Below are 26046 nucleotides of genomic sequence, written 5' to 3'. Positions count from 1 at the left end.
CCCCCCACGAGCCTGTTTATGCCCATGTCCTACGATGGTTTGTCCCGCGCCAGCGCCAGCAGCGTCGGCGTTGATCCCGAGCACCTGATTGCCTTTCTCGATGAGGTGAAAGCCGCCGGTCTCGACCTGCAAGGCCTGATGCTGCATCGCCACGGCCAGGTGGTCGCCGAAGGCTGGAGCTGGCCGGTGGACCCCAACGAACCCCGGGTACTGCACTCGGTGGCCAAGAGCTTTACCGCCTGCGCCATCGGCCTGGCCCTGGATGAAGGGTTGCTGAAACTGGACGACCGGCTGGTGGAGTTCTTCCCCGAGTTCGTACCTGCGGCCGCTGACCCGCGCCTGGCGGACATGACCGTGGAACACCTGCTGAGCATGCGCACCGGCCACGCCGCCAATACCTCGGGCTCGGTGTGGCGCGGAATCGAGACCAGCTGGATTGCCGAATTCTTCAAGATCCCGCTGGCCTATGCGCCGGGCACCACCTACGTCTATACCAGTGCGGCGAGTTACATGCTCTCGGCGCTGATCAACAAGGTCACCGGGCAAACCTTGCACGCGTACCTCAAGCCCCGGCTGTTTGTGCCGCTGGACATCCATAATGAACGCTGGGACATCGGCCCCGATAGGGTGAATCCCGGCGGGAACGGTCTGAAAGCACCGACGTCGGCCATGCTCAAGCTGGCCGTGCTGCATGCACAAGGCGGCGTCTGGAATGGCCAGCAGATTCTGCCGGCCGCCTGGGTTGCTGCGGCCACCCAGCCACAAGGCGGGCCGGACAGCCGTTACGGTTATCACTGGATGATGAAACCGGCTCAGGCTTTCAGCGCGGTGGGCGTGTTTGTGCAGATGGCGATGGTGTTCCGCGAATACGGCGCAACGCTGGTGGTGATCGGCGGGATGAAGAATTCGGCGGAGCTGATCCCGTTTGTAGAGCGGCATTTTCCGGCGGCGTTTGGCAGCGATTGCAACGTCAAACCTGACGCGGATGCGCGGTTGGAGCGGCGGTTGGCGAGCATGGCGCTGCGGCCTGATTTGCTTTCAGCGTGTGCCGGGCCGGCGGATTTCACCGGTGTCTATCAGGTAGAACCGAACGGCCTGGATGTGCAGCAAGTGGCGTTTGCCGTTGAGGGCAATGTACTGCGCTTCCAGCTGACCGACAGCAAGGCTGTGCATGCCCTGGAAATAGGGATTGATCACTGGGTCAGCGGCACCACCAGCATGCCGGGTCGGGCGTTGCACCACGGTTATGAGTTCAAGGACGCGCAGATTATTGCCGGCGCGCGCTGGCTGGATACCCGGACGCTGGAGATGACCTGGATCTATCCGCAGACGGCGTTTCGTGATCGGGTGGTGTGTGAGTTTGACGGTGACCGCGTGCGTGTGGCGCGTACGGTCAACGTCAACAGTGCGGGGAAGGAGCAGGAAGTCTTAGTCGGCATGAAGCTCTAGTGTGAGAGCCGGGCTTGCCCGCAATGCGGGCGACTCGGTACCTCGGTCACACCGCGATAATCCTCGCTAAAGCTCGACAGCGCCCACCACCATCGCGGCCAGTTCTTCCCGGCTGCGGCTGATCATCACGCCGATTTGTGCAAGGTGGTCAACCGCTGCCACACCCCCCTCCTCGCTGATGCCACGGCACGCCGGCAGGTGCAGGATCACCTCGAAACCGGCCTTGAACAGCTGCAAGACGGTAGTCTTGACGCAGTAGTCCAGCGCCAGGCCGCCGACGATTACGCGCCGGATGCCCTGGGCATTGAGGTACTCGATGACCCCGGTGGAGAGTTTGTCGTGAAGGTCGTGGTAGCAGGCGCCGTAGGGGTGCAGGTCGGGCTCGACACCTTTCCAGATGAAGTAGTCGTAGTCATAGGGCGCAGGCAATTCGTCCAGCAGGGTGAAACCCACGGTGCCGGGCACGCAGTGGGCCACCCAGGTGACATCGGCGTGCACCAGGCCGGTGGGTTGCAGCATCTCGCTGTGCTGCGAGACCACCCAGGGCGCGTGCGGGGTGTGGGCGTCCTTGCTGCCCACACGGCGCCCGGCGAGGCTGGCCATATAGTTGAGCTCGGCGCCGATCTGGTCGCCGCCGACCACCGGCAGTTCAGCGGGGCACAGCGGCGTGAAGCTCTTCTGGGCATCGACATCAAATGAGGCAACAGCGTTTTTCGGGACGGTCATTTTGGCGTTCTCCTCTGGCATGCGCACAAAAGCACAAGGCCAGGTACAGGAGCAAGTGCCGTCAGTTCATCCAGTTCCCGCCGTCGACGTTGTAGGTCTGGGCAACCACGTAGTCGGCCTCTTTTGAAGCGAGGAAAATCGCCATGCCGGTGAGGTCTTCCGCCGTGCCCATCCGCCCGTAAGGCACCTCGGCCCCGACGCGTTTTTTCTTCTCCCCAAGCGGCAGCCCTTCATGCCGGGCGAACATCGCATCCACCCCGTCCCAATGCTCACCGTCCACCACGCCCGGGGCGATGGCATTCACGTTGATGCCCTGCTTGATCAGATTCAACCCCGCCGACTGCGTGAGGCTGATCACCGCAGCCTTGGTCGCGCAGTACACCGCCACCAACGGCTCCCCCCGACGCCCGGCCTGGCTGGCCATGTTGATGATCTTGCCGCCGTGCCCCTGCTTGATCATCTGCTTGGCTGCCGCCTGCAAGGTGAACAGCGTACCGGCGACGTTGATCGAGAACAGCCGGTCAAAGCTGTCGCGGGTGATCTCGGTGATCGGTGCCAGGTCGAACAAGGCGGCGTTGTTGATCAGGATATCGAGCTTGCCGGCCTGCGCCACCACGGCAGCAATCGCCGCGTCGATGGAGGCCTGGTCGGTGACGTCCATCGCCACCGCGTAGGCCTTAGGACCCAATTCGGCGGCGGTGGCCCGGGCCCGCGCAAGATTGATGTCGGCGATGGCGACGGTGGCGCCTTCGTTGATGTAGGCCTGGGCAAACGCCCGGCCAATGCCCCGGGCGCTGCCGGTGACCAGCGCGCTTTTACCTTCCAGTCGTTTCATGAATGCAGTGTCCCTAAGGTGATTATTTCGGGTAGCCAGCGCGTTTCATTTCGCGCGTCGTGGTGGCCTGCGCCTCGGCCAGTGCCTTGTCGACAGTCATGCCACCGGTGAGCGCTGCCGAAAACAGCTTGCCCACCGAGGTGCCGATGGCCTGGAACTCGGGGATGGTCACGTATTGGATGCCCACGTACGGCACAGGCTTGGCCGACGGGTGCGCCGGGTCGGCGTGTTGCATCATCTGCAAGGTCACCTGGGCGAACGGCGCCGCAGCCAGGTACGCCGCGTTGTAGGTGGACTGGCGTGTGCCCGGCGGCACGTTGGTGATGCCGTCCTTGTCCGCCACCAACTGGATGTATTCCTTGGAGGTGGCCCAGGTGATGAAGGCTTTGGCGGCGTCCTTGTGTTTGGAGGTGGCCGGGATCGCCAGGGACCAGGCGTAGAGCCACGACGAGCCCTTGTCGGTAACCTCGGTGGGGGCGGCGGCAAAACCCACGCTGTCGGCGACCTTGCTTTGGGTTTTGTCGGTGGTGAACGAGCCGGCGACGCTGGCATCCACCCAGATCGCGCATTTGCCACTGTTGAACAGCGCCAGGGTTTCGTTGAAGCCGTTGCTGGAGACGCCCGGCGGGCCGTAGTTTTTCAGGGTATTGACGTAGAAGTTCGCCGCGGCGGTCCACTCGGGGCTCGTCAGCTCGGGCTTCCATTGTTCGTCAAACCAGCGGGCGCCAAAGGCGTTGGCCATGGTGCTCAGCAGCGCGATATTTTCACCCCAGCCAGCCTTGCCCCGCAGGCACATGCCGTATTGATCCTTGGCGGGTTGGTTGAGTTTGGCGGCGAACTCGCCCAGTTGGGTCCAGGTCGGGTGCTCGGGCATCGTCAAGCCTGCCTGCTTGAACAGGTCGGTGCGGTAATAGGTGACGGTGCTTTCGCCATAGAACGGCAAGGCGTAGAGGGTGTTGTTCACCGACAGGCCCTGACGTACGGCGGGGAAGATGTCGTCTACGTCGTAGTCCGCGGGCAGTGGCGTGATCGGCTCCAGCCAGTGCTTGGCGCCCCACAACGGGGTTTCGTAGGTGCCGATGGTCAGCACGTCGAACTGGCCGCCCTCGGTGGCGATGTCAGTGGTGAGGCGTTGGCGCAGGACGTTTTCTTCGAGCACCACCCAATTGAGTTTCACCTCGGGGTGTTGTTGCTCGAACACCTTGGACAGGCGTTGCATGCGGATCATGTCACTGTTGTTGACCGTGGCGATGGTCACGGTTTCGGCCGCGTGGGCGGCGATTGCCAGCGTGAGGCCGGAGAGCAGGAACAGCGCTTTCGAAATCTTGAACATGGCGGTTTCCACTTATTGTTTTTGTTGTTGACGACCCGATTACAGCAGCTTGCCCAGGGCTGGACAAACGCATGGCGGATGCCTGACTGATACTTTTTTAACCGCCACCACGAAATCAAAAAAGTATCAGTGGCGGGCAAAACCCGGGGTAGCGGCTGCCTGGGCAAAGGGCGTATTTTGGTCCCATTCCAAAAAGCTCAGAAGGGCCAAGCCCATGCCTGCAAGCCGCTCCGCCCTTTTCGAGCAACGCCCCGCCGAGCTGGAAGTGATTCTGGCCGAGCCCGAGCATGGCTTTCGCTGGTACGAACATGACTATCCGTTCGAACTCGCCCGCTGGAACCATCACCCGGAATTCGAGATTCACCTGATCCGCCAGGGCAGCGGCAAGCTGGTGGCAGGTGACTATATCGGTGCGTTTGGCGCCGGCCACGTCGCGCTGATCGGCCCCGACCTGCCCCACGACTGGATCGGCGACCTGGCGCCCGGCGAATACCTGACCGGCCGCGATGTGGTGCTGCAGTTCGACGGCGCCGCGCTGCTGGCCCTGCGCAGCACCCTGCCGGAGCTGGGTGACCTGCAACCCCTGTTTGACCGGGCCCGTCGCGGCCTCGAATTCACCGGCGAGACCGCCCTGAAGGCTGCGCATCTGCTGGAATCCATCGGCCCTGCCCAAGGGCTGGCGCGCCTGATTCTGTTCATCCAGTTGCTGCATACCTTGATGCAGGCGCCCGACCGGGAAACCCACTGCCTGGCCAGCGCCTGCTACACGCCAAGCCTGGATGCCCGCAGCTCGGAGCGTATCCACAAGGCCTTCGAATACTTGATGACGGAACTGACTGGCGACTTAAGGCTGTCGGTCATCGCCCAGCGCCTGGACATGAGCGAGCCGGGGTTTTCGCGCTTCTTCAAGCGCGTCACCGGCCACGGCTTTATCGACCTGATGCGCAAGTTCCGGGTGCAGCGCGCGTGCCGCCTGTTGCTGCAAAGCGACATGTCGGTGGCGGATATCTGCTTTGAAGTGGGCTACGCCAACCTCTCCAACTTCAACCGGCACTTTCGCATCGAGATGAACCAGACGCCCAGCGAGTATCGCCGGGAAACCGCGACGTACCTGTTCAACCGCAACGGTGATCAGGCGCTGCCGTTTACCAAGGCCCACTGAGCCAGGCGGGCCACTTCCAGGTCTACATCGGCCCGGTGCCGCTCGTTATCCTCCAGAAACCAGGCCGCGGACAAACCGGCATGGGCCATCACCCATTGCAACAGACGCTGGCGCTCCAGGCCCGCTGCCCGGGCGATGACCTCGACCTGGCGTGCAAATCGCACAGGGTCGGTGCACGTGGGCAAATCCGGATTGCAGATCAGGTTCGCGTAGTCATAGCCGCGCTCGCCGGTCACCCGCTTGGGGTCGATCGCCAGCCAACCCCGTGGGCCGAAGTCGAGGATGTTGTCGTGGTGCACGTCACCGTGCAGCACCACCTGTTCCTGGGGCGACGCCAGCAGGTTGCGCGCCGTGGTGGCGCACTCGCGTATCAGCCCGCCTTTGCGCTCAGCGGCGAGCCACAGGGACTCAAACCATTGCTCCAATGAATGCAAACCCTCCGGCGGCGACGGGCGTGGGGCATGCAATAAAGCCACGGTGGCACAGGCAATGCGGCTGGCTTCATCGTCGTGGCCATTGAGGGCCATGTGCATCAGTGAACCCGGGCCGGTCGCGCGCTCCATCACCACGGCATCGTCGTCATGGAAAAATACCCGTGCGGCGCCCTCGCCCGCCCACCAGGTCATCAACGCACCGCCGAGTTTTTCCTCGGGCTCGCGGGCGATCTTGAGCATCGCCGGCTGGCCGTCACAGCGTACCGGCAGCAGATCGCTGCTGTGGGTGATGATCGCGTCACCCTCGGGGGTGAGTTTCCAGCGTTTCAAATAATGATCGAACATCGGATGGCTCCCAGTGCGAGGCCCTTCAGGATGCCACAAGCGCGTTTAGCCGACCCCTCCGGTTTCTGACCAAAAGGCCGACTATTTCCCACTTTTCTCAATTCCTTCATGCAATTGACACAAATTGGTACAACCTGTGCAAACGTTTGCGGAACGAACTTGGCAGCCAAGTTCACCTCAACCCGAAGAATCGGGCCCAAACCGCGTAAGAACAGGGATTTTCAATGCACCCCACTTCCAGACGAACCGCGTCGGCTACTCCTTTTGCTGTTTCCCTGCTACTGGCTGCCGTTACGGGAGTACTCAGCGCACCCATTTTGGCGCAGGAAAAACCCTCCGATGACTCAGCACAGGGCGAAACCCTGGCCCCGGAAGCCAGCCCCTCGAAAAAAGGCGTGTACCTGTCGGACTGGTTCAACCAGGACCTGACGGTCATCGGCAGCAAAGACATCAGCTTCGGCCCCAAACCCGCCGATGACGTTTACCTGGAGTACGAATATTTCGGCCGCAAGGGCCCGTTCGAACTGTATGGCTACATCGATATCCCGAAGATCTTCGGCATCGGCAACAGCAATGACAAAGGTGCCTGGGACCACGGTTCCCCGGTGTTCATGGAACACGAACCGCGTATCTCCATCGACTACCTGGCCGGCCGCAGCCTGGCCATCGGGCCGTTCAAGGAATGGTACGTGGCGTTTGACTGGATCTACGACCACGGCAGCAACAAGGCCAACCGCGCCAACACCTTGTACAGCGGCCTGGGCACCGACATCGAGACCCACTCGCGGGTGAACCTGTCGGCGAACTTCTATGGCCGCTACCAGTGGGAAAACTACGGCGCCAGCAACGAATACTCGTGGGACGGCTACCGGGCGCAGATGAAGTACATCGTGCCCATCGGCAGCTTCGACAATGGTGCCTCGCTGACCTATATCGGCTTCACCAACTACGATTTCGGCTCGGACCTGCACAAAGACAACCCCGCGCGCACCGCCAACTCCCTGGTTGCAACAAACGTGTTGTTGTATTCGTTCACTCACTTGCGTTTCACCCTGGTCGGCCGTTACTTCCACAACGGCGGCAACTGGGAAGACGGCAGCGAGCTGAACTTTGGCGACGGTAATTTCCGCGCCCGCTCCAACGGCTGGGGTTACTACGCCGGTGTGGGCTATCAATTCTGAGTGTGAACAAGGAGCAGTAGATGAAGACCTTTACCCGCCTTTCTATCGCCATCGGCCTGGCCGCCGGGGCGCTGTTGCCGCAGGTCGCGTTGGCCGATACGCCGGCCCCGATCAAGCCCAAGGTGATGCTGATCACCATGTTCGCCCCCGAGGCGCAGAACTGGATCGACCGCCTGGAGCTCAAGCAGGAAGTACGCGTGCCGGGCTTGTCGGCCGAGTACCCGGTGATCCGCTGCAACACCCAGGACGTGTGCCTGCTGGTAACCGGCATGGGCCAGACCAACGCAGCGGCCTCGACCCTGGCGCTGGCGTTGTCGCCCAAGTTCGACCTGCGCCAGAGCTACTTCCTGATCGCCGGGATTGCCGGGATCAACCCGCACCACGGCACCATCGGCACCGCCGCGTGGGCCCATTACCTGGTGGAGTTCGGCACCCAGTGGGAACTGGATTCACGGGATGCGCCGAAGGATTGGCCGACCGGTTACATCGGCATCAACACCAAAGGGCCGAACGAGAAGCCGCCGCTGGACTACAAGACCGAAGTGTTTGAGCTCAATCCCAAGCTGCAGGCCAAGGCGTTTGCGCTGTCGCAGAAAGTCGAACTCAGCGAAAGCAAGGAGTCCACGGCCTGGCGCAAACACTACCCGTACGCGCCGGCCAACCAGCCGCCGCAAGTTACCCGGTGTGACACCCTGGCGGGCAATACCTGGTTCTCCGGGACGCGCCTGAGTGAGCGCGCGGAAGTCTGGACCAAGTTGCTGACGGACAATAAAGGCGTGTATTGCACCACCCAGCAGGAAGACAACTCCACCTATGAGGCGTTGCTGCGAGCCAGCCGCGAAGGCTTGGTGGATATCAAGCGTTTGGCCGTCGTGCGGGCCGGCTCCGACTTTGATCGGCCATACCCGGGTTACAGCGAAGTGGACAACCTGTTGAAGTATGCGGACCAGGGCGGTTTTGTACCGGCGCTGGAGAACCTGTACCGCACCGGTAACCCGCTGGTGCAGGCGATTCTGAAGAACTGGTCGGCGTGGGAGAAAGGCGTTCCGCAAGAGTAAAGACTACGCCGCAGGTCTGTAGGAGCAAGCTTGCTCGCGACGATGGTTAACGATAACGCGGGGCATCTGGTACCCCGCGTCGTTCTCAGGTTTTTCGCGAGCAAGCTCGCTCCTACAGGGTATTGATCAGGGCAGGAAGATAATCTTGTCTGCACTGCCCTGGTTCACTTCCTCAAAGCACTTCACACCGTCGGCCAGCGACACTTCCCGCAAGCCGGTCGGCAGCGGCAACAAGCCTTCATCGAAGAACCGCCCGAACTGCTCCAGCATCACCGCGCATTGCTCGCAGTTGTAGAGCAACGAATTGATCCCCACCACCGAACCGCCCTTGCGGTACAACGCCAGGGCCGGCAGTTGTACGTGCCCGTCCACCGGTGCGGCAATGATCGCGATCCGGCCGAAGGGTGCCAGCGCCGCCACGGCTGCCGGCAGCCAGAAACCGGTGGTATCGAAAATCACATCGGCGCCCGCACCAAACAGCGCATTGACCTGCCCGCCCAGCGCTTCTGGCTGGCCCAGTAACAGCCCCTCGAAACCCTGCTCGCGCAATGCCTCGACCTGTTCCGGCCGACGCACCGCCCCGAGCACCTGGGCCCCACGAATTTTCGCCAGGGCCAGGGCCGCACTGCCTACGGCTCCATTGGCGCCAATCACCAGCAAACGCGTGCCTTGGCCGACACCGCTGCGCTCAAGTGCATCCCACGCTGTGGTGTACGGCACGCCGAGACTGGCAGCCTGGGCAAAGCTCAGATGGCTCGGCTTGTGGGCCACGCCCTTGGCCGACACGGTGAGGTACTGGGCGTGGGAACCGTCGGCAAAAAAGCCCAGGTCGCGGCCGGTGCCCCAGACTTCCTGGCCTACCAGCTCCTGCGGGCCTTCCACCACCACCCCGGCAAAATCCCGGCCGGGGATGCGTGGCAAGGTGGTGTAGGGGAAGCGCCCGAGTACGTTCTTTACGTCGCTGGGGTTCAGCCCGGCGGCCTTGATGTGTACCAGGACTTCACCGGCAGCCGGCACCGGGGTGGCGACGTCAACGTAAGCGAGGGCAGCGAGATCGCCGGAGGCGGAAAATTGCAGTGCTTTCATGGCCAATATCCATCGAGGTTAAAAAGGGTTTCAGGACAACCAGGCGCTGACCAGCTGCCGGCCCATAGGCCAGAGCTTTTCCCCCAGTAACATGCCCATCAGCCCTACCAGGGCAATGGCCGGAGGCGCGGGCGAACGAAAGTCCAGGCCACCGTAAATCACGCCGACCAACAGGCCGATGGCCAAGGAAATCAGGTAATTCATGGAACACTCCGCAGCAAGGGTTGATGCGGTCAGTGTAGGGGCCCCAAATCCGAAGCATCGGCCAACTGCTTCAGAATTTCGGCCAAGCCTCAGACGGGGTACTGCGATGGTGCCATTCCCAATTCGCGACGAAACATGTCGCTGAAACTGCTGGGGGAATAGCCCAGGGAGCGGGCGATGGCGCTGACCGACTGGCCCTGGATCAGCTCGGCCACGGCGGTGGCCAACTGCACCTGGCGGCGCCACTCGGCAAAGCCCATGCCCAGGCTGTTCTGGAACAGCCGGGCCAGGGTGCGCACGCTGGCGCCGGAGGCTTCGGCGTGCTGCTCGAAGGGAATGTCCAGGGAAGGCGACGCCATGACTGCCTGGCAGGCACTCATCAGGCGTCGGTCGGCACCGACCGGCAAGGCAATGCGGATCGGCGAGCGCCGGGCCCGCTGCAGCTCCAGCAGGGCCAGGCCGACCACCGCCTCGTAGTAGGCCTGATCACCCTGGTCGCCCTGCTCGACCAACGCCACGATCAGTTCGCGCAGCAGCCCGCCCACCTCAATCACTTGCACCTGGCTGTCCAGGGTCGCAGCCAGCGCCGGGCGCAGGTAGATGTTGCGCATCTGCAAGTCGGACACCACGCGAATCCCGTGCTCGACACCCGGCGGCAACCACACCGCGCGCTGGGGCGGCACCACCAGCGCCTCCTGCGGCGTCTCGACCCACATCACACCGCTCATCGCATAAAGCAACTGGCCCCAATCGTGTTGATGAGGCTCAACGTACAACCCACGCGGGTAGGTACGCGCCAAGGGTTGCACGGGGACGGCGTGATCACTGAGGTCGGGGGGTGCGGCCAGGGCCATGGAAGGCACATCGGTCAAGGATGGACAGCTATGGTAATGACCCGTGCCGGATAATCCGAGTGAATTTTTACCGCCTGGGGAGGGTCACTTAAAGACACAAGGAGGGTTAACGGATCCATGACTAACGCAAAACTTTTCGTGATCGACTACACGCTGCATGGCCAGCCCAAGTCATTCATCATCCGCCTGGAAAAACTCGACAATGCCGAAGCCTGGCATTGGGCGAGCTGCGACGCGGGCGTGGGTCGTATCGGGCGCTTTGCCCGGGAGCAGGTGAAGAAGACCAGCCAGCCCCAGGCCGAGAAATTCGGCATCGAAAACGTGCAATGGCGCCGCTCGGATGCGCGCCCCAGCGCGTGAAACTGTAGGAGCGAGCTTGCTCGCGAAGCTCGTTAACGATGACGCGGGGCACCTGGTGCCCCGCGTCGCTCTCGGTTTTTTCGCGAGCAAGCTCGCTCCTACGGAGGGCAGCCTGCGTTAGCCGTGCGCCGACTTGGCACACTCGCACCCGGTCGCCGAAGCACAAGGCTCACCATGGGCATGGTGCTCGGCGCAGCCTTGGCAGCAATAGCCCTTGCCATCCTTCATCACCGCGTTTTTCCCCAACTGGCAGTTGCAGTGAGGGCAGGCGCATGTTTTCTCTTGCATGGTCAGACTCCTTTTTCGTGGTCGTCCAGGTGTGGCGAACGCCGGCACCTCAAGGAATGACTATAGGCAATCATGCAAGGTTCAAAGACCCGTCAGTCAGCCCGACGAGCGTTGCTGCGGTACATGAACACCAGGGCCAGCGCCAGGCAGAGCATCGCCACGATCCGGCTGCCCGATAACTCGATGGCCGGGTTGCCGAGCCAGCCGAAGTTGTCGATCAGCATGCCCATGCCCAACTGGCCGACAATCACCGCCACCGTGGCCACCGCAGTGCCCACAATCGGAACCGCGCCAACCATCACCATCATGTACACCACGCCGAACAACGCCCCGGTCAGTTGCCATTTCGGCACGTCCAACAGGCTGACCGCATGGGCCGGTTCGAAGAAAAGAATCAGCAAACCGGTGCTGATCGCCCCCACCACGAACGTCAGCAGACTGCTGCGCAATACACCCACCGCCTGGCCGAGGCGGCCGTTGATGGCGGCCTGCACACTCAACACCGCACCGGCGGCCACGACCACTACCAACAACAGAATCAGATTCATCGCCTTAACCCCGCGCAATCAAAACAAGTGCCACCACAATCAACCCCAATGCGATCCAGCGCTCCACGTTGACCCGCTTGCGGGCGGTGCCGAACCAGCCGAAGTGATCAATCAGCACGCTCTTGCCCACCTGGCCCGACAAAATCGCAATCATGGTCATCGCGATGCCGATATGCGGCGTTGCCAGGGTCAGCACGACCACGTACATCGGCCCCAGAAACCCACCCACCAGTTGCCAGCGCGGCAGATCGGTCAACGCCGGACCCTTTTGCGGGCCGCTGAACAGCAACAGCAGAAACAAAATCGCCGAGCCAACGCCGAAGATGCTCAAGGTCGCCCACAAGTGCCCGACCTGCACACCCAGCGGGCCCAGCAACCCGGCCTCTACCGACAAACCCATGCCGGCGAAAATCACCAGCGGCAGCAACAGTAATCGAAGAAATGTCTTGGGCCGGGCCTGAGCCACAGTCGCCGTTGAAGAAGCCTGCATACATCACCTGCGCGTTAGAGAGAGGAACAATGGCGCGCATTATCCGGTGGCACTGCTGTGCGATAAATGGGAGCATGCCGACAACACCTTTGCGCAATACGCACAGAACGGAGTCATGATGCAGGGCTTGAACGAACTGAGTTTCAAGGCACTTCGCCTGTTTGTCGCCGTGCTGGACTACGGCAGTTTCTCTGAGGTCGCACGCCGCGAGGGCCTGGCGCCCTCCTCCATTTCCCGGCAAATCCAGTTGATGGAACAGGCCCTGGGCCAACAGCTGTTGTATCGGCATACCCGTGCGGTCAGCCCTACGGAAGCCGGGCGCCTGTTGGGCCGCCATGCACGGCTGATGCTGGAGCAACTGGAAGCCGCCGGCCAGGCGCTGCAGGAACAGGAAAGCGAACCCAGTGGCCTGGTGCGCATCAATGCGCCGATGGTATTCGGCCAGCGCCATCTGTCGCCGTGGCTGGGGGAGTTGTGCCGGCGTTATCCGAAGCTGCAACTGGATATCCAGCAAACTGACACCTATGTCGACCCGTTGCAGGACGGTACAGACCTGCTGTTTCGCATTGGCGTGCTGAACGATTCCGGCATGCAGGCGAGAATCTTCGCACCCCAACGCTTTCGCCTCGCCGCCAGCCCCGGCTACCTGAAGCGTTTCGGTACCCCTCAACATCCCGACGAGCTGGCCAACCACCAATGCCTCGCCTACAAGGGCGTGACGGGCCAGCAGCGCTGGTTCTTCCGCCGCGACCAGGGTGACTGGACGTCCTACAGCGTCAAGGGCCCGATCACCGGCAACCACGCCGACACCCTGACCCACGCCGCCGAACAAGGCCTGGGGCTGGTGGTATTTCCATCGTGGTTGATCGGCGAAGGCCTGCGCGCCGGCACGCTGCAGGCGGTGCTGACCGACTATGAAGTGGCGACGACGCTGGAGCCGCAACAGATTGCAGCGCTTTGGCCGGGTAGCCGGCGGTTGTCGTTGAAGGTGCGCACGGTGATCGACTACTTCGTCGAGTGTTTTGGGACGGTGCCGTACTGGGATCGATGAGGTGTCAGGAAAAATCCCCCTCCCCGTAAGGCCTGTCTGTTTTTATGAAACACAGGTCCAATTCCACTTGCACTCCGGCAGACTCCGACAACTTCCTTCAGGAGAGACGTCATGGATGCCAGTCATTACCCGTTCGGAAACACACAACAACTCCCGCAAAAATCACCCTCAACCAGCAGTCGGCTGATCTTTGCCTGCCTACGAAATTTTGGCTATATTTGGCCAAAATCCGGGGAAGACCACATGATTACCGTACCGTTGGGCGAAGCAAAAAATAACCTGTCAAAACTGGTCGATGATGCCGCCTCCGGCCAAATCATCACCATCGCCAAGCATGGGCGCGCCATGGCTCGCCTTGTCCCCGTCGGGAAACCGACAGGCCGGCGTATCGGCGCCATGAAAGGAAAACTGGTGGTGCCGGACGACTTTGATGCGCCATTGCCAGACGACATGCTGGACGCGTTCGAGGGAAATCACCCATGAGGGTATTGCTGGATACCCATATCCTGCTTTGGGCCCTGAGCGATGATCCGAAACTGTCTGCCAGGGCCAGGAAGCTGATCGAGAACGCGGCAGAAATCTACGTCAGCGCCGCCACATTCTGGGAGCTGGCAATAAAGGTCGGTCTCGGAAAGCTCAACGTAAACCTGGAGGAAATCCGCGAGTACTGCCTTGAAAGCGGCTACGTGGAATTACCCATCACCTCCGAACACGCTATCGCGGTCAAGGACCTTGAGGCCCATCACAGGGACCCGTTTGATCGACTCATCATCGCGACGGCCATCATCGAACCGATGAAGCTGTTAACGGCGGACCCGATAGTGGCGAAATACACATCGCTGGCCGTGTTGGCGTAAACCACTTCGTTCAGAACAACCACTGCCCGATCAGCCAGGCATTCGCCCCGCTGATCACCACAAACAAGCCCCAGGCCAGCAGTCGCGTCGGCAAACGGTTAACGAACGGTCCCATCAGGCGCTTGTCGCCCGTCATGCGGATCAACGGGTACAGCGCAAACGGCAACTGCAGGCTCAACACCACCTGGCTGAGAATCAGCAACTTGCCGATGGCATCGTCCCCCATCAGCCACACCCCGAGGAACGCCGGGATAAGCGCCAGGCCACGGGTGATCAGGCGCCGCTGCCAGCAGGGAATACGCAGGTTGAGGTAGCCCTCCATGATCACTTGCCCGGCGATGGTGCCGGTGAATGTGGAGCTCTGGCCGGACGCCAGCAGCGCGACACCGAACAGCACACTGGCGAAGGCGCCGCCCACCAGCGGGTCCAGCAAGTGGTAGGCGTCCTGGATTTCCACCACGTCCGTGTGACCGGTCTGGTGGAACGCCGCGGCGGCCAGTATCAGGATGGCCGCGTTGACCAGCAGCGCCAGGGCCAGGGAGCCAATGGTGTCGATACGTGCCAGCTTGACCGCGTCCTGGCGGCTGGCCAGGTCCTTGCCGAACATCCGGGTTTGCACAATGGAGGTATGCAGGTACAGGTTATGGGGCATCACCGTGGCGCCCAGGATGCCAATGGCCAGGTACAACGGTGCTGCATCGCTGATGGCCGACAGCGACGGCGTGAAGCCACGAAACACGTCGGGCCAGTAAGGTTTGATCAGCACCAGTTCGATGAAAAAACACACGCCGATGGTTGCCACCAGCGCCAGCATGATCGCTTCCAGTCGGCGGAAACCGCGGTTTTGCAGGGCCAGGATCAACAACGTATCGAAGGCGGTGATGACAATCCCGGTGGTCAGGGACACGCCCAGCAACAGGTGAAACGCCAGGGCGCAGCCGAGGACTTCGGCGAGGTCGGTGGCGATGATCGAGATTTCCGCGAGAACCCACTGCACCAACGACGAGCGCCGGCTGTAGCGCTCGCGGCTCAATTGCGCCAGGTCCTTGCCGGTGGCGATGCCCAGCCGGGAGCACAGGCACTGCACCGCCATCCCCGCCAGGCTGGCCAGCAGCACCACAAACAACAAGTTGTAGCCGTACCGCGAGCCGGCTTCGATGGCCGTGGCCCAGTTGCCCGGGTCCATGTAACCGATGGAGATCAGCAAGCCTGGGCCGGCAAATTTCAACACGCGCTTGAAAAACGAAGCCCTGGGGTCGACGGCGATGGTGCCGGCGACTTCCGGCGGGCAGAACGGGGCGGTAGCGATTTTGGGCAGGCTGAATTTCACGCGGGGTACCAGGCTTTCACACAAGACGTTTACGCAGCTTATCAGTCAGACGTCACGGTACGCATCACCGTCTCCCGAGGCAGATCAAATGCCTCTACCACCTGGACCACCAGATCCAGCTCCTGGTTCAGCGCCTCACGCTCCATGCGTTCGCGAATCACCCCGATCACCAGCACCGCCAGGGTGGTGATGGAATACGCAGGGCCGGAAAATGCCCGCACCCCGGTCACCAGCAGCATCGCCGCCGCCAACGCCTGCCCTACCACCGGAATCGCCGTGGCCGCGCCCCGGCGCAGGATAAACCCGGTGAGCCCGGCCAGCGCCGTGCCGCTCAGGGCAGTAGTGGCTGAACGCCCGACATCGAAACGATTGAAAAAACCCTGTTCCTTCTGTGCCGCAGCCTTCAACTCTGCCTCGAACACTTGGCGGTCGGCCTGGCTGAGTTTGTCCTTGTATTGCTCGATCAGCCGCTCGGCGACTTGCAGTTCCAGATCCGCGAGTGCGACTTGCTCAATCGGCTCATCGAACTTGATGCCCACCCGCTGCGCCACATCCTGGGCGATTTCGCGGTAGCTCACGCCATGGCCGCGTGCCAGGTTCATGAAGGTGTCGCCGCCCATGCGTTGCAGTTCGATGGCCAGTTTCAAGGGCTCGCGCACCGTGGCGTCGATCGAGGCGCTGCGCTTCTGCGCCATCAATTCGGCGAAGAACTTCAACTCTTCCGGGCGCGCCTGAACCAACAGCGGGAACAGGTCGACATCCTCTTCGGCAAACCGAACTTCGCTGCTGCGCTGATCGGCGCGGATCATGCCCCGGCGCTCCTGCAGCAAGTCGGTGTACTGCACCACCGTTTTCAACTGCGGCCAGTAAGCGGCATGGTCGAACGTGGCCAGGTGCACATTGGCAACCTTGGCCTTGAGCGCGGGTGTCAGCGGGATGGCATAACGACCAATGCAGCGCTCGGTGTCGGGCTTGAGCGCCAGGGCCCAATCCTTGCTGGAGTGGCAGTTGATCACCCGGCCCTTGAGCGGCGCCGACACCAGGTCCCACGGGCTGGACGTACAAATGGCGCCGCCCATCAGCAACAGGTTGTTCAGCGGCAGCTCACGGGCCACTTCGGGGCTTGCGAGCACGCTCTTGACCAGAATCCGCGCGCCCAGGGAGTGACCGATCAGGTTGATCTGGCGCACCTTGATCGACTCGCCGTGCAGGTAGTTGGCCAATTCGGGCAACAGGCTTTTGGCAACTTCATCCACCCGCGCCTCGACGCTTTTGTAGTGGTCAAGGAAATAGGCAATCGCCTTGCCCACCCCAATGGTCGCCGCGCCCAGGCTACCGCCGCCGAGCATTGAGGTGATCACGTCCTTGAACGGCGCAAACAGGTTTTCCAGGAAATGCCCCGCCGGCCAGAACAGCATCAGGTTGGTCGAGCCTTCGATGGTTGCCAGTTGCTGCGAGAAATTGCCCAGTTGCTGCTGGTTGAAGAACGCCGAATAACCATGGACATAGAGATTGAGCACATCCCCTTGGGGCTCGCCACACAACACAAACGTGGGCTTGCGGGTGCGGTGCATTTCATCCCACTGGTGTTGCATGTGGCGGTGACTCCTGGTGACGACGGAGGGCGATAGTAACAAAGGGTGAGGCCCGGGAATGTGAAAAACTGATACCCGGACTGTCCACAGCGATGCACAGTGATGACAGAAAACACGGATTTTGTTCGGTCTTTCAGTCCATTAGCCTTTGCCCGGTCAACCACTGAAACCGAGGAATACCATGAGCAAGCCCGAATTTTTCATCACTCCCGGCTATGGCGACATCGCACGCGACACCCTGCATTACGCCCAGGCCGTCAAAATCGGAAACCGCGTTGAGACCTCAGGCCAGGGCGGCTGGGACGACGAATTCCAGATTCCCGAATCCCTCAGCGACGAAATCGCCCTGGCCTTTCAAAACCTGGACCGCACCCTGGCACACGCCGGCGCCGGCTGGGAGCACGTGATCCACGTCAACTCCTACCACGTGGGCGGTTTTCCTCCCGAAGTGAACGAGCAGATGCTCAAGTGGTACCGCCATTACATGCCCAACCACACGCCGATCTGGACCGAACTGGGGGTAGAGGCCCTGGGATTGCCGGCGATGCGCATTGAAATCCGCGTGACGGCAATTATTGCCTGACGCCAAACCGCTCGATCACCCAGTCGATAAACACCTTCAACCGGGCATTTTGATGGCGGTTGGGTGGGTAGATGATGTGCAACGGCGTTGCCGGCCGGGTCCAGTCCGCCAGTACCGGGACTAACTGGCCGGCCTCCACGTAGTAGTCGACGATGGTCTTGAAATGCTGCCCGACGCCCAGGCCGGCGAGCAGCATCTCCTTGAGGCCATTACCTTCGTTGGTCGAAAACGCACAGTTGCCTATTTCATGACGGACCGCGCCTTTCTCGAAAATCAACGGCTCCGGCTTGCCCGACCCGGCAAAGAAATAGCCGGCCTTGAGGTGATTGTGTTCAAGGTCTTCCGGCGACACGGGCGTGCCCATGCGCTCCAGGTAACCCGGCGCGGCGCAGGTGACGTACTCAAGGTCCACGACTTTGCGCCCGATCATCGCCATGTCATCCAGCTTGCCAACCCGCAGCACACAATCCACCCCCTCCCCTACGATATTCACGGCACGGTCGCTGATGCCCAGGGCAATGGTGATATCGGGATACTCACGATGAAAATCCACCAGCGCCGGGATCAGCAGGCAATTGCCGAAGGACGCCGGAGCATCCACCTTCAGGTGCCCACCGGGTTTGAGCTTCTGCCCGCGCAGGGCGTTGTCCAGTTCGTCGAGTTCGGCCACCAGGCACAGCGCGTGATTGTAGTACTCCAACCCTTCCGGTGTAGCCGCCAGCGCACGGGTGGTGCGATGCATCAGCTTGACGCCAAGGTGCTTCTCCAGGTCGGTGATGAGCTTGCTGACAGTGGAGCGTGGCAGCGCCAGTTGGTCGGATGCGCGGCTGAAGGAGCCGGTTTCGACGACACGGACGAAGGCGCGCATGGCAAGGAGTTGGTTCACAGTGATGTCCGATGGGGCGAGAATGGCGAGCATTGTCCATAAAACTGCACAATAGCGACAACCAATCAAATAACAAAAAGCCCGGCGCATGGCCGGGCTTTGATGGAAAGAATGATTCAGTTGGCAAAGTTCTCAATCTTTACCTGGCAATCAGGAAACGTGGCGACGATCTCCAGTTCCCCTCCCATGGCGCGAATGTAATTACGCAGCGTGCTGATATACATGTCTGTGCGCCGCTCCATTTTGGACACCGCCGCCTGGTTGATATTCAGCGCCTTGGCCAAGGTGTCCTGGCTCATCTGTTGCGCCTTGCGCAGTTCATGCAGAGGCATTTCTTTCAGATGCTGCTGGAGGATCTGCTCCGCATCGGCCCGGGCTTGCGGTGTCATGCGAGCCTGGAGCTCGCTAAATTTTTTAGCCATGGTTACGGCCCTCTATACGCAGTGTTTCCAAATGTTCGTCATACAACTTCTCAGCCAGAGGGACGTATTCGTCGTACCAACGGCCTCGTCCGGTTTTGTTCCCGCCTATCAACAATAAGGCACACCGGCGTGGATCAAATGCATACAGAACACGATAAGGTCGCCCCGCGTGCTGTACCCGCAGCTCTCGCAGAATGGAATATAAACTCAAGGACATAACTGTAGAGGCTTGGGAGGCACACAACCTCCCGTTCTTCCCGGGAAAGTGTTTGTAGATTATTCCCGCATGATTATTGGCGGAGCGGAGCGGGACGCAGAGCATCCCAGGCTGCATTCCTGCGTAGCGCGTAGGACCGATCAAAAAAGCCGCCCTTTCGGACGGTTGAAGGGAACCTAAAAGTCATTGAAATAAATGGTATTAATACTTTCCCGATTGCCTCGGAAGAACCGGGCGCCCTCCAATGAACGCTCAGGAGAAAGGGTTGGCCCCTGTAAAAATTCAGATTTCAAAACGTAAAAAAGCGCTCTAATAGCGCCCTGTGTTACCCCTGTAGGGCTCGCGCCTACAGTAAAACCTGTTGATTCGGCAAAAAGATCCTGGAGTCCCCAATGCCCCATGAAGGCAACCTGTTACAAGCGGCGGTTGTGTTCCTGTTCGCCGCCGTACTGACCGTGCCCCTGGCCAAGCGCCTGCAACTGGGCGCCGTGCTGGGTTACTTGCTGGCCGGGGTGATCATCGGCCCGTCAGTGCTGGGCCTGGTGGGCAACCCGCAAAGCGTCAGCCAGTTTTCCGAGCTTGGGGTGGTGTTGCTGCTGTTCATCATTGGCCTTGAGTTGTCACCGAAACGCTTGTGGGTGATGCGCAAGGCGGTGTTCGGCGTGGGCCTGGCGCAAGTGTTGCTGACGGGTACAGTGATCGGCGTGGTGGCGCTGTTTGTGTTTGGCCAATCCTGGAACAGTGCGATTGTACTGGGCCTTGGCCTGGCGCTCTCCTCCACCGCGTTTGGCCTGCAAAGCCTGGCCGAGCGCAAGGAACTCAACCAGCCCCACGGGCGCCTGGCCTTTGCCATTCTGTTGTTCCAGGACATCGCGGCCATCCCGCTGATCGCCATGGTGCCGTTGCTCGCGGGCAGCGATCACCCCACCACCGCCTCCCAGGGGCTGGAGCATGGCCTGCAGGTGCTGGCCAGCATCGCGGTGGTGATCATCGGCGGGCGTTATCTGTTGCGTCCGGTCTTTCGCATCGTGGCCAAGACCGGGCTGCGGGAAGTGTCCACCGCCACCGCGTTGCTGGTAGTGATCGGCACTGCCTGGCTGATGGAACTGGTGGGCGTCTCCATGGCCCTCGGCGCGTTCCTTGCCGGGCTGCTGCTGGCAGACTCCGAATACCGGCATGAGCTGGAGTCGCAAATCGAACCGTTCAAGGGCCTGCTGCTGGGCCTGTTTTTTATCAGCGTGGGCATGGGCGCCAATATCAGCCTGTTGTTCAGCGCGCCGGTGATCGTGCTGGGCCTGACCCTGCTGCTGATCGCCATCAAGCTGCCGCTGCTGTTTTGCGTGGGGCGCCTGGCCGGTGAGCTGAACCGTGAAAGCGCATTGCGCCTGGGCGTGGTGCTGGCAGCCGGCGGTGAGTTCGCCTTCGTGGTGTTCAAGATCGGCCGCGACCAGGGCCTGTTCGAGCCGCACCTCTACGACATCCTGGTGCTGACCATCACCCTGTCCATGGCCGTTACGCCACTGCTGCTGTTGCTCTGCCCGAAGCTGTTCAAGCCCAAGGTCAAGCCTGTGGAAGTGCCCGAGGAATACCGCGCCATCGAAAGCGATTCGCCACGGGTGGTGATCGCCGGGATGGGCCGTATGGGGCAGATCGTGGCGCGGATCCTGCGGGCACAAAACATCTCGTTTATCGCCCTTGATACCTCGGTGGAAACCATCGAGCTGACCCGCAGTTTCGGCGGCATGCCGGTGTTCTATGGCGACCCCCAGCGCCCGGAAATCCTCCACGCGGCGAAGGTCGACCAGGCCGAGTTTTTCGTAATCGCCATGGACGACCCCGAAATCAACATCAAGACCGCCGAACTGGTGCGCAACCTCTACCCGCACATGAAAATCATCGCCCGCGCCCGTAACCGCCAGCACGTGCACCGCCTGGTGGACCTAGACGCGTCACCGGTGCGCGAGACGTTTTACTCCAGCCTGGAAATGAGCCGCCGCACCCTGGTGGGCCTTGGCTTGACCCAAGCCCAGGCCGACGCGCGCATCAGCCGCTTCAAAAACCATGACCTGCAGCTGCTGGCAGCGCAACACGCGGTGTATGACGACGCGGCCAAGGTGATGCAGTCGGCCCAGGAAGCCCGGACGGAATTGGCGCGGTTGTTTGAGATGGACCGACTCGAGGAGGAGTCCGACAAGGTGTAAGGACCGAGATGAACGATCTTGCGAAAATTCTGACAGAATACGGCGCAATTTCGTTCATCCCTGGAGAGCTTCATGGCCACCCTCAGCAAGACCGCAGCCCTCTTGGCCCTCGCGCTGGCCGCCGGCTTCGGCGCCAGCCAAGTCCTCGCCGCCAGCAAGCCGGCCGCGCAGAAAACCGCCACCCAGACCATCTCCACCCTGGACGGCAAGTTCAGCTTCAACCTGCCCACGTCCTACCTGGCCGACCCACTGCCGGCCGGTGATGCCGAGCACGGCACCGCAGGCGCCACCGGTACGATGTACAGCGACCAGGCCACTAAAAGCGTGATCTTTGTCGTCGAAAAACCGAGCGCCACCGGCCTGATCAAGGACAATGACCCGCAGTTCCTCGACGGTGCCGTGGCGGATTTCGTCAAGGAGCAAAGCGCTGCCCTGCCAGACTTCAAGAAAGGCGCCGAGAAGAAACTCACCGTCAAGGGCCTGGCCCTGCGCCAGGTTGACAGCACCGCGACCATGGGCGGCGGCAAGACCCTGAGCTCCACATTCCTCACGGGCTCCGGCAGCCACCAGTTGGTGGTGCAGGCCATTTCCCGGGCGGATGACGAGAAAGGCCATGCACTGTTGGTGAAGCAGATTATCGGCGGTAAATGAATCGCGGGACTCAGCGCAGGCTGTTTTCCAGCCACTGCTTCAAGTCCAGCAATTCCGCCTCACCGACGGTATGAATCATTCCCGGGTAGCCGTGGAATTCCGGCGTGAGGCCAATCCCCCGCAACGCCTCATTGGCCCGCGTAGCCGAGTAGTAAGGCAGCGCCTGGTCCAGGGTTCCGTGGCCGATGAAAATCGCCAGTTTGCCCAGTCGCTCGTCCGGCTTTAGCTCTGCCTTGAGCACCGGCAACACGCTGCCACTCAACGCCGCAATCCCGCGCAGGTTTTCGGGATGCCGCAGCCCCACCTCGTAGGACATGATCGCCCCCTGGCTGAAGCCCACCAGAAACACCCGCTCAGGTTGGGTGTGGTACTTGGTGGTGGCCTGGGCGACGAAGTCTTCGATCAGCTTGGCGCTGCTCTGCAAATCGGCGGTCTCGCCATCAAAATCGCCATCGCCCGGCTTCTTGCGAAACCAGCGATAACCACCGCCCTCTACCGGCATCGGTGCCCGCGCAGACAGGTAGGTCCAGGTCGACGGCAAGCGGTCCTTGAGCCCGAACAAGTCCGCCTCGTCACTGCCATAACCATGCAGGAAGATCACCAGCGGCTCGTTGCGCGCATCGCTTTGGGTCTGCTCCAGATACGGCAGCGGCAAGTCCGTGTGCAATTCAGCTTCGGCATGGGCAGCGCTGGTAAACAGCGCCAAGGTGAGGGCGATCAGTTTGAGCATGGGCATCAACCTTCAGGGTTTGCGCAACAAATAAGTATCCATGATCCAGCCATTGGCCTGGCGCGCCGCCTTGCGCACCCGTTCGATTTCTTCGGCCACCTCGGCCACTTTGCCGCTGATCAGGATTTCGTCCGGGGTGCCCAGGTAGGCGCCCCAGTAGATATCCAGGTCCTGGTCGGCCACGGTGCGGTAGGAATCTTCGGCATCCAGCATGACAACCAGGGTGTCGGCATCACTCGCCTGCCCCGCCGCCAACCGGCGCCCGGTGGTGATTTCGATGGAGCGGCCGATGCGGTTCAACGGCACTTTGTGCTGCGCTGCCAGGGCCTGGACGCTGGTAATCCCGGGGATCACCTCAAACTCGAACACACAACTGCCACTGGCCAGAATCGCCTGCAGGATACGGATGGTGCTGTCGTACAGCGCCGGGTCGCCCCAGGCCAGGAAGGCGCCGACTTCGCCGTCAGCCATTTCTTCATTGATCATCCGCTCGAAGGTCTGCTGCTTGTCGCGGTTCAGGTCCTTGACGGCGGTGGTGTAGTCGATATCACCGCGCACCCGCTCGGGGCAATCGGCCTCGACAAAGCGGTAGGCATGATCGGTGATGTAGGTCTCGCAGATTTCCCGGCGCAGGTCGATCAGCTTGTCCTTGCTCTGGCCCTTGTCCATCAGGAAAAACACGTCGGTGCGGTTGAGCGCCTTGACCGCCTGCATCGTGATGTAGTCGGGGTTGCCGGCGCCAATGCCGATGATCAGGATGCGTTTCATGGGAAAGTCTTCATGGGTGTTCTCGGTGCGGGGAGCGGATTTTGCCATGTTCGGGGCGTCAGGCGTGAGTTTCCAGGCGCAGGCGCCAACGGCCGTTGAAACGCAACTCGGTGGATGACAGCGGCTCGACGTCGATCAGGTTGAACTGCGACGGCGGGCATTGCATCACGTGCAACAGCGCTGCGCGGATGACAAACGGATGGGTCACGGCCAGCACATGCCCCGGCGTTTGCTCAAGGGACTGCAACCACTGCCCTACCCGTTCACACAGCTGCGCCACTGATTCGCCGCCGTGGGGCGCCGAGGTGCTGTCGGTTAACCAGGCCTGCAGCGCCTCGGGTTCGGCCTGCTGGACTTCATCAATGGCAAGCCCTTGCCAGCGGCCGAAATCGCAATCGCGCAAGGCTGTTTCAACCGACGCATCGGCGGCAAACAGCGTCGCCGTCTGCCGGGTTCGCGCCTCCGGTCCACACAGCACCTGGGGCGCACGCTTGAAGCGCTGCGCGAGGGACAACGGCGCCTGCTGCCAGTCCATCTCCACCGACTCATCCAGCGCAAAGCGTGCCCGTTTCTGGGCGCGGGTGCTGGCGTGGGCAATAAGGGTCAAACGGGTAGCCTGCATGACAAATCGCTCTGGTTTTAAGGTGCAGTCAGCGTAGACTTGCGAAGTTGTTTCAATATGTTTCAAAAATTCTGCAACAGGAAGCCGGTTCAATGCCGGCGCGGTCGCGCCACTGTATTCGGCCTGATAGCCGTAAGCCAGACCCTGTTTCAGCCAACTCGCTATCCATTTCGGGACGCGTCATCCCTGGAGGTTTTCATGGCTTATACCGCTGCAACTGATTCCGACGTTTCCATCCCGTCCATTCCCCTGGGCGAAATCCTGCCCTGGGCGATCTTCGGCGGCCTGCTGCTGTTGCTGGCGATTTACTTCGTTGGCGCCGAGCAAGGCGCAACCGCCGTGTTCAAAGGCATGTACGTGCATGAGTTTGTGCATGACGGTCGTCACCTGCTGGGTTTCCCCTGCCATTGATTGGAGCGTGACGACATGACAGGGCATTTACTCGTTCGCGGGATGCTGGTGGGCTTGCTGGCCGGGATCCTGGCGTTTGGTTTCGCCAAGACCTTTGGTGAACCGCAGATCGACAAGGCCATCGCCTTCGAAGATCAGATGGCACAGATGCACGGCGACGCGCCGGAAGAAGAGCTGGTGAGTCGCGACGTACAAAGCACCTTCGGCCTGTTCACCGGTGTGGTGGTGTACAGCGTCTCCCTGGGCGGCATTTTCGCCCTGGTGTTCGCCTACTCCCTTGGCCGCATTGGCCGGGTTGGCCCCCGTGGCCTGGCGGCGCTGCTGGCGTTGGCGGCGTTTGTGACGATCATCGTGGCGCCGGGGCTGAAGTACCCGGCCAACCCGCCGTCGGTGGGCGACCCGGCGACCATTGCGCAACGTACCAAACTGTTCTTCCTGATGCTGCTGGTGTCGGTGGCGGCCGCCGTGATTGCGATCAACGCCGCACGCAAGCTGATTGCCAGCCGTGGCGTGTGGGCCGGCGCCATTCTGGGTGTGGCGCTGTACGTCGTGATCGTGTCGGTGGCCGGCAGTGTGTTCCCGACCATCAATGAAGTGCCGGAGCAGTTCTCGGCGGTGTTGCTGTGGAAATTCCGCGTGGCCTCCCTGGGGATTCAACTGGTGCTGTGGACCACCCTGGGCCTGGTGTTCGGCGCCGTGGCCGAGCGCAAGTTGAGCCAGCCTCAGGCGCGTCTCAACTCCTGATGGCACCGGTAGCCGCCGACGGATCGGCGGCTACCGGCAATCACACCCCTGGCCGTGCCAGGTAAAACACCTCGTAGCCACTGCCCGGATGGCTCACATCCAGCGCCTTGCCCGACAAGGTGATCCGCACCAGTTTCCACGCCTGTACATCGAGCGCGAGGAACACCGCGAAGTTATCGCCGCTGTCTGCGATCTGCTGATTGCGGGCCTTTTCGGCGGCCAGGACTTGCCCACGGTCCGCCCCCGGCGCCAGCGCCCATTCCTCCCGATACAGACTCAAGGCGTTGTGCGCCGGCCCACGCTGCACATCCAGCGGCAGCCAGGACTCAATGTGTGGCTGGCCAAAACTGTCGAGGACTTTCTGAAAACGCTCGCCGAGCAGAAAGTCCGCGGCCTGCAACGGGTCTGACCAGAGATAGACCGACGAATACAGGTTGCCCACGCCCGGCCCCTGCCCCCGAGTCTGGGCGATAAACGCCTTGAACAGCAAACCCTCGGCGTGATCCCACAACGGCCCCAGGCGGGCGGCCCGCTCACGGATGACACCCATGTCGTAATCGGCTGGCAAGCGGTGTGAATACTGTTTGGCAAACATCATGGCGCTCCTGTTCAGATGAGTGGCCAG

At 61.5% G+C, this 26046-nt stretch carries 31 protein-coding genes and 1 pseudogene; 13 read left to right on the top strand and 19 right to left on the bottom strand.

Annotated elements, in window-relative coordinates:
• Positions 1-18 precede the first annotated feature (18 nt).
• On the top strand, positions 19-1449 hold the full coding sequence (locus HKK54_RS24130; RefSeq protein ID WP_169388075.1) for a serine hydrolase domain-containing protein: 1431 nt from the start codon (positions 19-21) through the stop codon (positions 1447-1449).
• A gap of 66 nt (positions 1450-1515) precedes the next feature.
• Here the strand turns inward: HKK54_RS24130 and HKK54_RS24125 are convergent, their stop codons facing one another.
• The 3 genes from HKK54_RS24125 to HKK54_RS24115 form a co-directional block, all read right to left on the bottom strand.
• Positions 1516-2175: an isochorismatase family protein gene (locus HKK54_RS24125; protein ID WP_010173227.1), complete on the bottom strand. Its 660-nt coding sequence runs from the start codon at positions 2173-2175 to the stop codon at positions 1516-1518.
• A gap of 61 nt (positions 2176-2236) precedes the next feature.
• A complete protein-coding gene (locus HKK54_RS24120; protein ID WP_169388074.1) occupies positions 2237-3010 on the bottom strand; it encodes an L-iditol 2-dehydrogenase in 774 nt (257 codons plus the stop codon).
• A 22-nt stretch (positions 3011-3032) separates the two neighbouring features.
• On the bottom strand, positions 3033-4343 hold the full coding sequence (locus tag HKK54_RS24115; protein ID WP_169388073.1) for an ABC transporter substrate-binding protein: 1311 nt from the start codon (positions 4341-4343) through the stop codon (positions 3033-3035).
• 214 nt (positions 4344-4557) lie between these two features.
• Here HKK54_RS24115 and HKK54_RS24110 point away from each other — a divergent pair, with 214 nt between their 5' ends.
• A complete protein-coding gene (locus HKK54_RS24110) occupies positions 4558-5505 on the top strand; it encodes a helix-turn-helix domain-containing protein (protein WP_169388072.1) in 948 nt (315 codons plus the stop codon).
• Here the strand turns inward: HKK54_RS24110 and HKK54_RS24105 are convergent.
• On the bottom strand, positions 5475-6284 hold the full coding sequence (locus tag HKK54_RS24105; RefSeq protein WP_169388071.1) for an aminoglycoside phosphotransferase family protein: 810 nt from the start codon (positions 6282-6284) through the stop codon (positions 5475-5477). The two genes, HKK54_RS24110 and HKK54_RS24105, sit on opposite strands and share 31 nt — an antisense overlap.
• 224 nt (positions 6285-6508) lie before the next feature.
• Here HKK54_RS24105 and HKK54_RS24100 point away from each other — a divergent pair, with 224 nt between their 5' ends.
• Both HKK54_RS24100 and HKK54_RS24095 read left to right on the top strand, forming a co-directional pair.
• Positions 6509-7465 (top strand): nucleoside-specific channel-forming protein Tsx, encoded by a 957-nt coding sequence (locus HKK54_RS24100; protein ID WP_029616012.1) that lies wholly within the window; start codon positions 6509-6511, stop codon positions 7463-7465.
• 20 nt (positions 7466-7485) lie between these two features.
• Positions 7486-8523 carry a purine-nucleoside phosphorylase gene (locus HKK54_RS24095; protein ID WP_010173240.1) on the top strand — a complete coding sequence of 346 codons (1038 nt, stop codon included), beginning with the start codon at positions 7486-7488 and terminating at the stop codon, positions 8521-8523.
• Between the two features lie 126 nt (positions 8524-8649).
• On the opposite strand, the gene HKK54_RS24090 is transcribed toward HKK54_RS24095, so the two are convergent.
• The 3 genes from HKK54_RS24090 to HKK54_RS24080 form a co-directional block, all read right to left on the bottom strand.
• Entirely contained in the window at positions 8650-9609 is a 960-nt protein-coding gene (locus HKK54_RS24090) for a quinone oxidoreductase family protein (RefSeq protein ID WP_010173242.1), read from the bottom strand.
• A 30-nt stretch (positions 9610-9639) separates the two neighbouring features.
• Positions 9640-9813, bottom strand: coding sequence for a DUF1427 family protein (locus HKK54_RS24085; protein WP_169388070.1), 174 nt, complete (start codon positions 9811-9813; stop codon positions 9640-9642).
• 89 nt (positions 9814-9902) lie between these two features.
• Positions 9903-10667 carry an AraC family transcriptional regulator gene (locus HKK54_RS24080; protein WP_169388069.1) on the bottom strand — a complete coding sequence of 255 codons (765 nt, stop codon included), beginning with the start codon at positions 10665-10667 and terminating at the stop codon, positions 9903-9905.
• A gap of 117 nt (positions 10668-10784) precedes the next feature.
• Between HKK54_RS24080 and HKK54_RS24075 the strand changes: the two genes are divergently transcribed.
• Complete coding sequence (locus tag HKK54_RS24075; protein WP_003208104.1) at positions 10785-11027, top strand: DUF6555 family protein; 243 nt, start codon at positions 10785-10787, stop codon at positions 11025-11027.
• 117 nt (positions 11028-11144) lie between these two features.
• Here the strand turns inward: HKK54_RS24075 and HKK54_RS24070 are convergent, their stop codons facing one another.
• The 3 genes from HKK54_RS24070 to HKK54_RS24060 form a co-directional block, all read right to left on the bottom strand.
• Complete coding sequence (locus HKK54_RS24070; protein ID WP_008437063.1) at positions 11145-11315, bottom strand: metallothionein; 171 nt, start codon at positions 11313-11315, stop codon at positions 11145-11147.
• A 92-nt stretch (positions 11316-11407) separates the two neighbouring features.
• Positions 11408-11863: a DMT family transporter gene (locus HKK54_RS24065; protein ID WP_088425290.1), complete on the bottom strand. Its 456-nt coding sequence runs from the start codon at positions 11861-11863 to the stop codon at positions 11408-11410.
• Positions 11864-11867: 4 nt separating this feature from the next.
• Entirely contained in the window at positions 11868-12353 is a 486-nt protein-coding gene (locus HKK54_RS24060) for a DMT family transporter (protein WP_029616013.1), read from the bottom strand.
• A 118-nt stretch (positions 12354-12471) separates the two neighbouring features.
• Between HKK54_RS24060 and HKK54_RS24055 the strand changes: the two genes are divergently transcribed.
• From HKK54_RS24055 to HKK54_RS24045, 3 genes are all read left to right on the top strand, one after another.
• Entirely contained in the window at positions 12472-13404 is a 933-nt protein-coding gene (locus HKK54_RS24055; protein WP_029616014.1) for a LysR family transcriptional regulator, read from the top strand.
• Between the two features lie 111 nt (positions 13405-13515).
• Positions 13516-13887, top strand: coding sequence for a type II toxin-antitoxin system Phd/YefM family antitoxin (locus HKK54_RS33675; RefSeq protein ID WP_237150982.1), 372 nt, complete (start codon positions 13516-13518; stop codon positions 13885-13887).
• On the top strand, positions 13884-14261 hold the full coding sequence (locus tag HKK54_RS24045; protein WP_010173254.1) for a type II toxin-antitoxin system VapC family toxin: 378 nt from the start codon (positions 13884-13886) through the stop codon (positions 14259-14261). The genes HKK54_RS33675 and HKK54_RS24045 overlap by 4 nt, the downstream gene beginning before the upstream one ends.
• Before the next feature lie 10 nt (positions 14262-14271).
• Here the strand turns inward: HKK54_RS24045 and HKK54_RS24040 are convergent, their stop codons facing one another.
• On the bottom strand, positions 14272-15591 hold the full coding sequence (locus HKK54_RS24040; RefSeq protein ID WP_010173255.1) for an Nramp family divalent metal transporter: 1320 nt from the start codon (positions 15589-15591) through the stop codon (positions 14272-14274).
• Positions 15592-15632: 41 nt separating this feature from the next.
• Positions 15633-17186, bottom strand: a complete 1554-nt coding sequence (locus tag HKK54_RS24035; protein ID WP_169388068.1) for a DUF726 domain-containing protein — start codon at positions 17184-17186, stop codon at positions 15633-15635.
• A gap of 181 nt (positions 17187-17367) precedes the next feature.
• Between HKK54_RS24035 and HKK54_RS24030 the strand changes: the two genes are divergently transcribed.
• A complete protein-coding gene (locus HKK54_RS24030) occupies positions 17368-17769 on the top strand; it encodes a RidA family protein (RefSeq protein WP_169388067.1) in 402 nt (133 codons plus the stop codon).
• Here HKK54_RS24030 and HKK54_RS24025 read toward each other — a convergent pair.
• The 3 genes and pseudogenes from HKK54_RS24025 to HKK54_RS24015 all read right to left on the bottom strand — a co-directional run.
• Positions 17759-18655 carry a LysR family transcriptional regulator gene (locus HKK54_RS24025; protein ID WP_029616015.1) on the bottom strand — a complete coding sequence of 299 codons (897 nt, stop codon included), beginning with the start codon at positions 18653-18655 and terminating at the stop codon, positions 17759-17761. The two genes, HKK54_RS24030 and HKK54_RS24025, sit on opposite strands and share 11 nt — an antisense overlap.
• A gap of 116 nt (positions 18656-18771) precedes the next feature.
• Positions 18772-19077, bottom strand: coding sequence for an XRE family transcriptional regulator (locus tag HKK54_RS24020; RefSeq protein WP_169388066.1), 306 nt, complete (start codon positions 19075-19077; stop codon positions 18772-18774).
• Positions 19070-19285 (bottom strand): annotated as a pseudogene (locus HKK54_RS24015) (type II toxin-antitoxin system RelE/ParE family toxin); the annotation flags it as partial. The pseudogene HKK54_RS24015 and the gene HKK54_RS24020, both read right to left, overlap by 8 nt.
• A gap of 401 nt (positions 19286-19686) precedes the next feature.
• Here HKK54_RS24015 and HKK54_RS24010 point away from each other — a divergent pair.
• Positions 19687-21495 (top strand): monovalent cation:proton antiporter-2 (CPA2) family protein, encoded by a 1809-nt coding sequence (locus HKK54_RS24010; protein ID WP_169388065.1) that lies wholly within the window; start codon positions 19687-19689, stop codon positions 21493-21495.
• A 72-nt stretch (positions 21496-21567) separates the two neighbouring features.
• A complete protein-coding gene (locus tag HKK54_RS24005) occupies positions 21568-22146 on the top strand; it encodes a hypothetical protein (protein ID WP_169388064.1) in 579 nt (192 codons plus the stop codon).
• A gap of 10 nt (positions 22147-22156) precedes the next feature.
• Here HKK54_RS24005 and HKK54_RS24000 read toward each other — a convergent pair whose 3' ends face one another.
• From HKK54_RS24000 to HKK54_RS23990, 3 genes are read right to left on the bottom strand one after another with little or no spacing between them, the layout of a single operon-like run.
• Positions 22157-22876 carry an alpha/beta hydrolase gene (locus tag HKK54_RS24000; RefSeq protein ID WP_169388063.1) on the bottom strand — a complete coding sequence of 240 codons (720 nt, stop codon included), beginning with the start codon at positions 22874-22876 and terminating at the stop codon, positions 22157-22159.
• 12 nt (positions 22877-22888) lie between these two features.
• Positions 22889-23644, bottom strand: a complete 756-nt coding sequence (gene cobF / locus HKK54_RS23995; RefSeq protein WP_010173273.1) for a precorrin-6A synthase (deacetylating) — start codon at positions 23642-23644, stop codon at positions 22889-22891.
• Positions 23645-23702: 58 nt separating this feature from the next.
• A complete protein-coding gene (locus HKK54_RS23990; protein WP_169388062.1) occupies positions 23703-24266 on the bottom strand; it encodes a histidine phosphatase family protein in 564 nt (187 codons plus the stop codon).
• Positions 24267-24464: 198 nt separating this feature from the next.
• On the opposite strand from HKK54_RS23990, the gene HKK54_RS23985 reads away from it, so the two are divergent.
• Both HKK54_RS23985 and HKK54_RS23980 read left to right on the top strand, forming a co-directional pair.
• Positions 24465-24677 carry a CbtB domain-containing protein gene (locus HKK54_RS23985; RefSeq protein WP_169388061.1) on the top strand — a complete coding sequence of 71 codons (213 nt, stop codon included), beginning with the start codon at positions 24465-24467 and terminating at the stop codon, positions 24675-24677.
• Between the two features lie 15 nt (positions 24678-24692).
• Positions 24693-25421, top strand: a complete 729-nt coding sequence (locus HKK54_RS23980) for a CbtA family protein (RefSeq protein ID WP_169388060.1) — start codon at positions 24693-24695, stop codon at positions 25419-25421.
• 40 nt (positions 25422-25461) lie between these two features.
• Here HKK54_RS23980 and HKK54_RS23975 read toward each other — a convergent pair whose 3' ends face one another.
• Positions 25462-26016 carry a DUF4865 family protein gene (locus HKK54_RS23975; protein WP_010173282.1) on the bottom strand — a complete coding sequence of 185 codons (555 nt, stop codon included), beginning with the start codon at positions 26014-26016 and terminating at the stop codon, positions 25462-25464.
• Positions 26017-26046: the final 30 nt, after the last annotated feature.

The organism is Pseudomonas sp. ADAK13 (genome assembly GCF_012935715.1).
In the GTDB taxonomy this organism is placed as follows: domain Bacteria; phylum Pseudomonadota; class Gammaproteobacteria; order Pseudomonadales; family Pseudomonadaceae; genus Aquipseudomonas.
This window is presented reverse-complemented; position numbering and strand designations above follow the sequence as displayed.